This window comes from Lujinxingia sediminis (assembly GCF_004005565.1).
Classification (GTDB): Bacteria; Myxococcota_A; Bradymonadia; order Bradymonadales; family Bradymonadaceae; genus Lujinxingia; species Lujinxingia sediminis.
Window position 1 is genome coordinate 1 of record NZ_SADD01000002.1, and the last position, 11730, is coordinate 11730.

Here is an 11730-nt window from a genome sequence, read left to right on the forward strand (position 1 = left end):
AGCTCGACGCGCTCGCCGACCACGTGGAGACGACGTATCTGGGGATCAAGCACTGGATCTTCGGCGCCGACGTGGTCGGGATGGATGAGACGACCTGGCGACTGATGGAAACCGGTGCCACCAAAAAGTGGCAGATGTGGGCGATTCGCGGCCGCGGCGCGATGTGGTTTGCGCTACGCGATTCGCGAAGCGGCGAGACCGCCGCCGAGCTGCTCGAAAGCTACTCTGGATGGCTCATCACCGATGGATGCCCAAGCTATGATAAAGCCGCCCGCCTGGTCCCCGGGGAGGTTCGTCTTAGCGGTTGCTGGGCCCATGTTCGCCGCAAGTTTGTAGATGCTGAATCCAACGATCCCGAGCGCGCCGAAGCCGCACTCAACCTGATCGGAAAACTCTACGACGTGGAGAAAAAAGCACGTGACCCGGACGAGGGCATCGCATTGATGGACTGGCGACGAGATCTGCGAGAAACCGAGTCGAAGTCCATCCTCAAAGAGCTAAAAACGTGGGCGTTTAACCAGCGTGTGTTGCCTAAAAGCGCCATCGGCAAAGCGATCGCCTACATGATGGAAAGGTGGGAGCGTTTGGAGCTCTATATCGAACATCCCGAGCTGTGGATCGACAACAATCCCACCGAACGCGGAATCCGTGGTCCGGTCGTGGGCCGCAAGAATCACTACGGTTCACGAAGTCGCCGCGGTACCGAGGTCGCCGCTCAGCTTTACACGATCTTCGAGACGGCCAAGATCTGTGGTGTTGACCCGCGTGAGTATTTAAAGCGGGTCGTGATGAATGACATTCGGTCGCCCAATACGGTCACGTTGCCGGCTCCGATCGAAGCGGTGCTGTCGAGCCTGGATGACTGATTTTGGCCACCCTGGAAGAATCAAAGCCACGCCGGGTTCGGCGTGGCTTTTTTAATAGTAGGGGGCGTTGGGTGGTGATGGTAGGGTTTGGCGAGCATTTACGGTAGTTTGCCGATATACGCATTGACGGCTCACGAAAGGTCAACCAATACTCTTCTATCTCAAATTCAACACCAAAGGGGTTTCCTTACATTTGCGTTATGGCTCCCACTATGCCTGCCGACCGGTTTGTCTTTGTTATATACATCCCCCTTCTTTGCTCGTAGTTTTGCGATCAGCACAGGGGCCTTACCGTCGACTCTTCAATGTAAAACACCTGCGATTTTGAAGAATTTGGGAAAAAATGCCTCCGGCGCCCCTTCATCTGAGATGGTCTACATCCCATCTGGGGCTCTCGACCTCCACTCACTTCTTTAAGGACTCCATATGTCGCAACCACCCAAGCGCAAAATCTATCAAACTTTCGCGAACAGACTCCGCAACTGCGACTTCCCCACCGCACTAAGTCTTTGCGGCCAGACGGTCTATGAGCTTCATGCGGCAGGAGAAGACTATCTCGATGCGCTCCAAGAGGTAGGACGAATATTCTCCCTCCGCGTTCGCCCCGTCCCCGCGGCCGAGGTAGCTTGGGCGGTACGTCAGGCGGCCCATGCACTTAGCCAGGGCACCGACGAATCATTGTCATTTGTTGTACCTGCAAACGCTTTAATAAGCCTTGTGCAACAACGCTACAAGAAAGACAAAACCATATGCTATACGACCGCGATCATGGTCACTTTGATTCCGCGTGAACGCACGAGCCTCCCCAAACCCATACTTGCTCATCTGTACCGGCAAGCACTTGAACTCGGTGGTGCTATAACCGATCCAGAAGAGCGTTCGCATTTCGAAAATGTCCGCGCCCATTATGCCGATATTCTATCCCAACTCGATCGCCCGGAAGCGATGAGCGAGAGCCTCTCCGTGTTTCAGCAGGCGCTCAAGTCTTTAGGCGCTTTCCAAGAACAGGGGATACCAGGCGCAGACGAGTCTTACGCGCAGTGCCTATACAATTATGCGATGGCACTAAAAAACCGGCACTTTGAAGACCAGACCGCGTCCTTACGGCAGGCGCTGGAGCACTTCGAACATTGCCGGCTCTTGCCTGCACGCAATCGCCACTTAGGTGCAAGGGCGATGACGACGCAGATGCGGCAAGCCACCGTAAACGTGCTTGTTCAACTTCTCGATGATCCCGATGAGAAGATTCGCCTTCTCGAAGAAGGATTAGCTATCGCCGAAAATGAACTCCGAGACCTGGAAAAAAGGCGAAAAACCACAACATCAAAATACCAACTTCCGCACATTCGCGAGTCCCTTTGGCTGGCAATCACCGGTGGAAGATACATTCTTCTTCAGACCCGCATTGAAACGGGAGAACAGCTGCAAGACGATCTACAAGACCATTGCCATAACGCATTACTTCGATTTGACGAAGTATATAACATCATCGGTCCCGACGCTCTTGCCTACCGTCTACAGTTCCAACGCGTCTTGACCCGAGAAGCACAACCCTTGTCGGAAGAGCAACTCCTTATCCTATTGGAACACATCGAAAGGTCTATGAACCAAAGGCAGGGGTATCTAACGGCCACAGAGGCCAACCACCTCCTGGCCGCCATCGACAACCAAGACTTGGTGGATCTACAGCCTCGAACTCTAGTGCTACTTGGTTCTTTAATGAACCATATTCATCCGATCACGGTCGGCACGTCATTGAGTCGCATGTTGTTTGAAAGCGAATATTCGTTACTCAACACAGCGGCTCAAAAGAACTGGGACGCGATTGAGAAATACATGACGTCCAGTTTAGAAAGTGCTTTGAATGTGGTTCAGTACCCTATCTGGTCAGATAGCTATCGCCGTGTCCTCGCCATCCGACTCGCACGCCTCGCTACCATTCACCGTGAATGGGCGGCAATCGATCCGGTTGAGTCGCTGGAACTTTTTGATCTCAGCCATGGGCAGGCCTATCGAACCGATCTGAACTTCTTCGGCGCTGGGGATGTCCGTGAAGCCGATAAGAATTCGACAGATCCGACAAAGTGGCCTGAGGAGTTGTGGAGACTGAACCTTTATCGAGCGCGTATTGATTTTGACACGGTATGCCGCCTGATCTCCGTGGATGACATCGCGCGACTCCATCCAGAAAGACGTGACTTCATGGACCAGATGCGTCCAGCATTGAGCATGGTTGGAAGCTATCAAAAAGACGGCGAAACGATTTTTGGCACCATCGAAAACCCGGAAGTGAGGGCCGGGGAGATTTATGAGGAGATTAGTTGGCTCCTTCGCCTCGGACGAGAGAAAGGATGGCATCCTGCTGTTCAAAAAGACCCAGCCGACGGTGAGACTCTGCGTACCTGGCTCGCAGAACGCCCGAACACAGGCGTGATCGCGGCTGGCGTTGGATATATAACGCTGATTTGCGCAGATGATAACGACGCATACAGCTTAAACTTGCTCGAAAGTCTTGATGAGGAAGAGCTCGACGCGATGGAATCCTCAGTGAGGCTCCTTCGCAAAGCTGACAACGCGTTTCGAGGTGGTGATGTCAGCGGCGCAAGCCATGCTGCATTCGACTGCGCGTTGGAAGGTCACCTCAATTCACTAACTCCGCTAAGCAATAAGCTCGTTGAGTTCGCCCTCTCGAGGGGACTGAGAAACCTTGTGGTGCTCGCACAACAGGGCATGGACCAGGTCCCGTGGGAGTACATTCCCACCGACACGGCAGATTCACCCTGTCTGGGTCAGACGTTCAACATGGTGCGGACTCAAACACTGGCTTCCGCAGTGCGTATGAGCCAGCAAGGTAAGAGCTACGAAAATCGGGTCACCTACATCGGGGTGGATGAGGACTCGAATGACGGTCTGTCATTAGCCGCCCACCTCATCAGCGACGACTCCCAACATTGCGGGCTGAAACGTGAAGAGTTCGACCAGATCGCAATGCGTGCTCGCGTTTTAAGACTGGTGACGCACGGCACCCATCATAGTGGCGTATTGGTTCCGGGGTTTCTTCTCAGCGGATCGCCTGCCTCGGTGAGCATTGACCCTTCCTCCCAAGATCGAATCCCCGAATTCACGGAACAAGATCGCCTGCCCTGGTTCTCCGTCACCGAGATCAAAACACTCAACATGAGCGGATGTCGGCGCGTTGAGCTGTGGGCCTGTGAGTCTGCACAGAACGTGGATCTGATAGGCAAACTCTTAGATGACAATGAACCTGTTGGACTTGGCTCCGCTTTTCTCACCGCCGGCGCGAGTCGAGTGCTCGGCTCCTGGTGGAAGCAGCCCATCGCCTCAGCACTGTTGATTGCGCGACGCTTTGAGAAAGAAGTCGACGACGGCGATGCATTTGCAGATGCCGGCGCTTTGGCGCGGGCAATCGCGGCCTATCGCGATACGGTTCGACCTGATGGGGCGTTTACGACGGCGGTTGTGAAGTACGTGAACGACCACCTCGACCAGGCTTCCTCTGAGACGGAACTGCGCCGCGCTGCGATCCGCGCCGGGTGGAGCTCGGCATACGAAGAGCTCACTGGAGAGAGCGTACCGCCGAAAGCGCTCGAAAAGTTTTCGCTGGTCTATATGGGTGGGTTTGTTGACGAACCTGATAGGGACAACGCGCTTTCTGGACTACGAGCGGATCCGGCGGCTGCTGTCGATGATTGGATGGCAGTGTTTCGCGGCCCCGTCTCATGGGCGGGTTGGCGTATCGTCGCCCGTGATCGAAGCACATTGGAGGATTAAGTGATGAATCGTGAAGACATTCAACTCCGGGATGAATTGGCCGATGCGCTTAGGGAAATGGTCGATTCGACGTGCGACAGCATGCTCCCGTTATGGTTGGAAGCCACAAAACAGTTACGCCGCGACTATTTTGATGCTGCAACACCTGAGCTTCCCGCCTATTTGAAGCGAGCAATGTCAGACTCATCCCGTTCCAAATACAAAGCGCTAGCGAAGTGGCGTCATTGCGTGGTCTGGCAGAATCTACTTGTGGACCACCCAGAAGTTTCGGTGGAAGGGGACAGCCTGCTTCAGCGAGAGGTTGATGCGTATGCGGAGACCTTGCCAACCTTGCAGGCCCTTTACTTTAGCCCGTGTGATGACACGCCGCCCTATTCGTTCTCCCAAAAGAAGTCTGACGCTCCAACGATTGATATGGCGGTCGATTCGGAAGACCTGATCATTCGACGGTGTGTTCGAGCGGCCTGGACGACCGTTAAAATCATTGAAGCGTGCTGGAAAGAGGCGGAGGGTGGACCTGTGTCGGCGTTCCTAAAGTCTTCGGTCAAGGGTTCGCTCAAAGATGTCTTAAAGTTTACCGAGTTTTCGAAAAAGCCCGGAAACGACAAGTATATATGGCCAATCTTGCGCTGGCCTGAGGAGGTATAAGTGGCGACCGACGCATTTACGCCCACACTCGACCAACTCCGCGGATTTGTTCGAAAGCAAGTACCTGCAGATATGAGAAAGTCGATGTACCGATGGCTCGTTAGCTGTCCGGATCCCGCGCTGCCGACGGTCATCGCCAACCTGCAATTTGAATGGGAGCAGGTTCAGCAAGACCAGCGGTTACCCACAGATCTGCGTGCAGTGAGCGAGTTCTTTTTGCGGCTGTGGGAGTCCGAAGATGCCTCCTTTGACGTGTTTAAGCGGGAAGCTCGTCCCGTACAAACTCTCCAGTACGCGTCGGACCCGAAGGGTTTTGAGGGCATTCACCTGTGGCGAAGAGATGATGGCAGCCAGATTGTGGATGCGCGGATATTCGAGGTGGATGTGGAAGTACCAACATGTCGCGGCGGCCACTTCACCTTCGTTTCAACTGACGCCGACGGACTCAAGAAGTTTGATTCAGGCAGGAGTTCGAATCAGCCACGTCCCTACAAATTCGAGCGTAGCGACGGCCGAGCTACGTTCTGGTATGTCGCCGCAAATGATGCGTCGGTACTCGGTATCGCGCCGACGACACCATCGCATTTTCTGGATTGGGTCCGGCGCATTCATGGCGAGACTGGCGCTATTGTCAGCGCTGTGCGCCTTACCTCCCGCGTGCTGTCCGACCTCTACGACTAATCGTCGGCAAGCCTTAGGGCAGTAATTTGGGAAAATTCCGCTTCACCGCGTTTTGATTCGCCATGCTGAGGTTCCTCGCAGCGTTCCGCGCTGCATCACCTCAACTCCTTTCAAGGAGAACGCACCATGGCGAAGTCGAAGATTACTAAAGAAGCCGCGAAGCGGATCCAGAGTGCTGCCGACAAAAACGGCAACAATCAGGATTGGAAGAGCCGCGCGATGTCGGCGGCCGACCGCAACGCGAAAGAAGAAGCTCCTAAGACCAACGAAAGCTAAGTGAGGCGATTGCGCCCATGACCGTCTGCAAGACGGCTCGTGGGCGCTTCCGTTTTGGCCTGACCTTTCAAAACTTACTGCGTCTCAGGAGTTCATCATGAACGTTACGAAACATCGTAGAATCATCGCTGTCGACTTTTACTGGACCCGCGACAAAGACCCCCGCGTCCCCCTGGGCCACGCGTCGTTGATCACCGCGCTTCGAGAAACCCCCGGCGTGGACGTGCGCTCCCTGGCACTGCCCGTCAACCTGGAGCCCCAGCGGTCGGAGGACATCGCCGACAACATTCTCGAACTCGCCGAAGGATGCGCCGCTCGCGAGGTGGACGTCGCGCTGGGTGCCTACGTGTGGGGCGAGGAGCTGCTGGGGCAGGTTCTGGCCCAGCTGCGAGCGAAGGAATTTCAGGGCCGCATCATCATCGGAGGGCCCCAAATCTCATACAATGGGCCGGGGCTGGAGAACATCTATCCCGAGGCCGACATCTTCGTACGCGGTTATGGGGAGGATGCACTCCGCGCGCTCGCTGCGACCGCGGAACATCAAGACATTTTGGGGGTGCACTGGGCCGGCACGAAGGACGCGTCCGAGCAGGCGCGGGTCGACCTGGAGAAACTGCCCTCGCCCTGGCTCACGGGTGCAATTCCTCTCGAGGGGCAGCACTTCATTCGCTGGGAGACGCAGCGGGGATGCATGTTTCGATGTGCCTTTTGCCAGCACCGCGAGCCCGGGAAGCGGCTGACACAGCGGACCCTGGGGTTGCCTCGCATCCAGGCTGAGATTGACCTCTTCTGCGCGTCGGATGTGGCGGAGATCGCCGTACTCGACCCGATCTTCAACATGGCGCCGCATGCGGCTGGCGTGCTGGAGCGCTTTCGTGAGCGCGGCTTCCAGGGACGCCTTTCCCTGCAGTGTCGCGCCGAGACAATGACGACTGAGCTATACGATGCGGGAAGCGGTCTCGAACTGTGCCTGGAGTTCGGACTGCAGACGATTCACAAAAGTGAGATGGGAGCGATTCGCCGCAACAACGCTCTGCCCCTGGTCGACGACGCCTTGGAGCAAGCCCGACGTCGGGGTATCGACCACGAAGTGTCGCTGATCTTCGGCCTGCCCGAGCAGACGCTAAAGTCCTTCGAAGAGAGCGTGCAATGGTGTCTGACACGCCGTGTACCGGTGCTCAAAGCCTTCCCCCTGATGCTCCTTCGCGGGACTCGCCTCGACCTCGACCGCGCGAAGTGGGACCTGCGCGACAGCGGCGGCGCGATGCCCATGGTCCTGAAGGCCGCAACGTTTGACTACGACGATTGGCGCCAGATGGCTCGCCTCTCCGAGGCGTTGAAACTCACCGAAGGCGACCACCCCGAGACGCTCGAAGAACTGCGCGACATCGCCACCAGCCTTGAGCCCAATGCCCTTCGATGGATGCCCGAGCAGCCAGAAAAAACGATGTGATGAGCTACTTCTACAACAACCATTGGAGCGAGATTCGCTACACCGACCACGCACGCAAGCGCATGCAGGAGCGCGATATTGACGAATACGAGGTCGAACAGGTCATCGAACGCGGTGAGCGTGTGCGCGACGGCGGCAGCTTTAAAGTCGAGATTCCCGAAGAAAGGCTCGACGACACCCGCCTCGACTCGCGACTGCGGCGAGTTGTGGTGGTCCTCACGACCGACACCGAGGCAGTGAAGACCGTCTATCGCCGAGATGCACCCGGCACGGGCGACAACGCTTTCTCTCGGGGCTATACGAGGACGCACTCACAACGCGCCTGGCAGCGGCCGATCGGGCTCCAGACGCATTATTCATCGAGCTGCGAGTTTCGTCTCGGCGACTGTGTGAAGTGGAAAAAGAAGCAGAAGACGTAACGGAACACCGCGTAACTCGCCTATGCCCACGCTCCACCCGGGCGAGCTACGCGCGTCTCCTCCCGCCCGTACGACTTGGGAGGCGAGGAAGGTGGAGGGGGCGTGGGAGTTGGTGGTGGTGTAGGGCGCGTCAAAGGCGTTGACGCCCCCGCCCCACCCCACCGATACTCCGCATCACCTCACCACCCCAGGGGTCTTCCGCACACTCGAGCCGTAGCCTTACCATGCCCAACGATCAGCCCACCTTCGATCAGTACATCGCCCCCCTGCTCTCCCTGCTTGCCCGGCACCCCGACGGTCTCACGACGGCCGAGGTCTACGCCGCGCTGGCCAACGACCTGAATCTTTCCCAGGCGCAGATCGAGGAGCTCCTTCCCAGCGGGACGCAGCCGATACATCAAAACCGCATTGGGTGGGCCCATGACCGTCTCAAACGTGCGGACTTATCCGAGAGTGTGAAACGAGGGTTCTGGGCGCTGACGTCCGAGGGGCGCTCTCTGGCCAAACGTTACGAGCATAAACTTCCTCAAGAGGTCATCCATAGCCTCGCGAGACCCCGCAACGGCGCGCTTGATCTCAATACATTATTACCGTTCGTTGATCCTTCCAAAGATGACGAACCCTCGGTTAAAAACGAGCCTCCCTCGGAATCATTTACGTCTATTGAAGCGGCGAAAATCGTCCTGGCCGACGCTAGCGGCCCCCTTCACTTTAATGAGATAACCCGCCGTATTCTCGAACGCGACCTCTGGAAAACCACTGGCAAAACTCCCGCAGCTACCATCAGCGCGACACTCGCCGTCGACATCAAATACAAGGGCGAGGACTCGGACTTCCGACGAACGAAAGCGGGCTACTATGAGCTGAATCGCGACGGTCTCGAGAACCCATCCGAGGTCGAAATCGAGGTCGAGGACTCGCCCGAAGTAGAGCCCGGCCTCGTCTCATCGCCCGCCGCCGATGCGCCCGTTAAAAACACCGAAACCCTCTCCTTCACCGACGCTGCAGAACGCATCCTCCAGGTCTTCGCCGAGCGCGAGCCCATGCACCACACCGATATCACCAGCCGCGCGCTGGACCTTCGCCTCATCGAAACAAAGAGCCAGAACCCCTCCTCCACCTTGCTCGCCTCGGTTAGCCAGGAGATCCAGCGCCGTAAAGAGCGCAGTGACACTCCGCGTTTTGAGCTGCACGGCAATGGCCTCATCGGCCTGACCCGCTGGAGCCAGACCGGGCTGACCGCCTACATCCAGGCCCATAACGACAGAATCCGCGCGCGCCTCCACCAGCAGCTCTTCGAGATGGACCCCACCGAATTTGAAGAACTCGTCGGCCGCCTTCTCATTGCGCTGGGCTTTGGCGACGTCGACGTCACCAGCCGCTCCAACGACGGCGGCATCGACGTGCGCGGCACCCTGGTCGTCGGCGACGTCATCCGCACCCGCATGGCCGTGCAGGTCAAACGCTGGAAGAACAACATCAGCAGCCCCACCGTCCAGCAGGTCCGCGGCAGCCTCGGCTCCCACGAACAGGGCCTCATCATCACCACCAGCGATTTCAGCTCCGGCGCCCGCATCGAGGCCGAACGCCCCGACGCCACCCCGGTCGGTTTGATGGACGGGACGCAGCTTGTGAAGTTGTTGGTGGAGTATGGGATCGGGGTGGAGAAGGATGAGTTGAGTTTGTTGCGGTTGGGCTAAATATATCGACCGTTCTAGCCAAAACAGAAACAAACCCGCACGTTTCAACGTCCTAACCAATCCGACAGACCGACGATTAAATATATTTGAGGCGCAACAAATGAAAAACATAAAACTACCAACAAAAATAACACCAAGCCCCCACAACCCGCCGTTCAACATCGCAACTACAATTGACGCAATAATAGGAACACCACTGATGTGCGTCGGAGCTAACGGAAGTGGGAAAAGTGCATTTGGCGCTTGGATTGACAGCTCCAATCCAAACACGTACCGAATTAGCGCCCAAAGAGCAATATCAATGAACGAGGAGATCGCGCCGCAGCCTGTAAAAACAGCCGAAAGAAATTTCCATCGTCGTCACACCACTCAAGACGTCTTTAATGAGCGTCTCTATCAACCCCAGAAGGACTTTGAGCCCTTACTTCAAGTATTGCTTGCGGAAAAGCGCCAACGTGATGCCGAGTTCGTACAAGAACACAAAGAAGCTGATAACCAGGACAGAGCAAAGCTAACACCAAAACTTACCAAAATAGATATTCTTCAAAAGATATGGGAACAAATACTACCGCATCGAAAACTAATATTTGGAGACGGGCGAGTTGAAGTCAAGTCGGCTAACGCTGCTGATAACAATATAAAATACTCAGCAAAAAGAATGAGCGATGGAGAACGCGTAACATTTTATCTTATAGGTCAATGCTTGTGCGCTCCTAAAAATAGCATTATTATAATTGACGAACCTGAAATCCACATTCATAAAGCTATCCGAGACCCTTTATGGAGCAGAATCGAGCACGCTCGATCAGATTGCACATTTATCTATCTCACGCACGATGTAGACTTCGCAGCATCACGGCCTGGCGCAACGTTAATATGGATCCGATCGTTCGACGGTGTGAATTGGGAATGGGAGGAATTAGATCGAACGGGTGATGTGCCTGAGCAAGTACGACTTGAACTTTTGGGAAGTAGAAATCCAGTATTATTCGTGGAGGGATCCGCAGAAAGTTATGATGTGGCAATTTATAGCGCAGTTTATCCCGAACTGACCGTTACGCCCCTCGGATCATGTGAAACAGTAATTCGAACCGTTCAAGGGTTTTCAACTTTAGAAGACTTTCACCATTACCAACCCAGAGGCATAATCGATCGCGACTATCGTTGTAAATCAGAGATAGATTCTCTAATTAAAAACGGGATACACATTCTTGACGTTGCGGAGATTGAACATCTCTTCTGCCTACCTGAAATCCTTACACAACTTGCCACAGACTTACACTTTGACCCCGCCGATAAAATCAATAAATCAACAGAATTTGTATTATCCGAATTCGAAAGTGAACGAGAGATTCAAATCGCGAGACGAGCAGAACGCGAAATCAAGTACATACTATCATCTCTGGATTTGTCAGGAGCAAAAAATCAAGATGAACTAAATGAAAAGTTTCAACTCACTCTAAGCAAAATAGACACCTCGGCCATTTATGAAAAGAGTAAATCCGTCATCGACTCGATTATCGAAAGCAAAAACTACATGGAAACATTGCGCGTATTCAATCGGAAAGGGCTCGCTCGCCAGCTAAGACACACCTTTGAAGGCACTTGCCCCATAAGCTTTATATCCCGTGCAATTCGACAAGGAAATGGTGAGAACTATTTAGCAGTCTTGAGGGACTGCCTCCCATCGGTCGAAGAGCTTTTTGATTATACAATTGAAAATATTGGCAGAAAGACGACCGGCTTAAACGAGAAATCATGCATCTAGAAACAATCAGCGTTACAACCGACTCAAACGTACCATTCGCCAACCTGCCTTTCTCGACACCCAGATCCCCAACTCAGCCCCCTTACCTGCCCCACTCCGCACCCGAGTCCCCCAACTCAGGCCCCTT

At 55.0% G+C, this 11730-nt stretch carries 9 protein-coding genes; all 9 read left to right on the forward strand.

Going from position 1 to position 11730, the window contains the following annotated elements:
* The coding region (gene tnpC, locus EA187_RS05915; RefSeq protein ID WP_127779509.1) for an IS66 family transposase at positions 1-866 on the forward strand (866 nt) is incomplete at its 5' end.
* Between the two features lie 426 nt (positions 867-1292).
* Positions 1293-4658, forward strand: coding sequence for a CHAT domain-containing protein (locus tag EA187_RS05920; RefSeq protein WP_127779510.1), 3366 nt, complete (start codon positions 1293-1295; stop codon positions 4656-4658).
* A 3-nt stretch (positions 4659-4661) separates the two neighbouring features.
* Positions 4662-5306, forward strand: coding sequence for a hypothetical protein (locus EA187_RS05925; RefSeq protein WP_127779511.1), 645 nt, complete (start codon positions 4662-4664; stop codon positions 5304-5306).
* On the forward strand, positions 5307-5987 hold the full coding sequence (locus EA187_RS05930) for a hypothetical protein (protein ID WP_127779512.1): 681 nt from the start codon (positions 5307-5309) through the stop codon (positions 5985-5987). It begins immediately after the preceding gene.
* Between the two features lie 126 nt (positions 5988-6113).
* Entirely contained in the window at positions 6114-6263 is a 150-nt protein-coding gene (locus EA187_RS20315) for a hypothetical protein (RefSeq protein ID WP_164856046.1), read from the forward strand.
* Positions 6264-6360: 97 nt separating this feature from the next.
* Positions 6361-7716, forward strand: a complete 1356-nt coding sequence (locus EA187_RS05935; protein ID WP_127779513.1) for a B12-binding domain-containing radical SAM protein — start codon at positions 6361-6363, stop codon at positions 7714-7716.
* A complete protein-coding gene (locus EA187_RS05940) occupies positions 7716-8135 on the forward strand; it encodes a DUF4258 domain-containing protein (RefSeq protein ID WP_164856047.1) in 420 nt (139 codons plus the stop codon). Before EA187_RS05935 ends, EA187_RS05940 begins: the two co-directional genes overlap by 1 nt.
* Before the next feature lie 224 nt (positions 8136-8359).
* Positions 8360-9835, forward strand: a complete 1476-nt coding sequence (locus EA187_RS05945; RefSeq protein WP_127779515.1) for a restriction endonuclease — start codon at positions 8360-8362, stop codon at positions 9833-9835.
* 100 nt (positions 9836-9935) lie between these two features.
* Complete coding sequence (locus EA187_RS05950) at positions 9936-11603, forward strand: DUF4435 domain-containing protein (protein ID WP_127779516.1); 1668 nt, start codon at positions 9936-9938, stop codon at positions 11601-11603.
* Positions 11604-11730 lie beyond the last annotated feature (127 nt).

Bases quoted from the DNA above. Each gene is read 5' to 3' on its own strand.
- EA187_RS05920 (WP_127779510.1), top strand. From the start codon at position 1,293: ATGTCGCAACCACCCAAGCGCAAAATCTATCAAACTTTCGCGAACAGA.
- EA187_RS05925 (WP_127779511.1), top strand. From the start codon at position 4,662: ATGAATCGTGAAGACATTCAACTCCGGGATGAATTGGCCGATGCGCTT.
- EA187_RS20315 (WP_164856046.1), top strand. From the start codon at position 6,114: ATGGCGAAGTCGAAGATTACTAAAGAAGCCGCGAAGCGGATCCAGAGT.
- EA187_RS05935 (WP_127779513.1), top strand. From the start codon at position 6,361: ATGAACGTTACGAAACATCGTAGAATCATCGCTGTCGACTTTTACTGG.
- EA187_RS05940 (WP_164856047.1), top strand. From the start codon at position 7,716: ATGAGCTACTTCTACAACAACCATTGGAGCGAGATTCGCTACACCGAC.
- EA187_RS05945 (WP_127779515.1), top strand. From the start codon at position 8,360: ATGCCCAACGATCAGCCCACCTTCGATCAGTACATCGCCCCCCTGCTC.
- EA187_RS05950 (WP_127779516.1), top strand. From the start codon at position 9,936: ATGAAAAACATAAAACTACCAACAAAAATAACACCAAGCCCCCACAAC.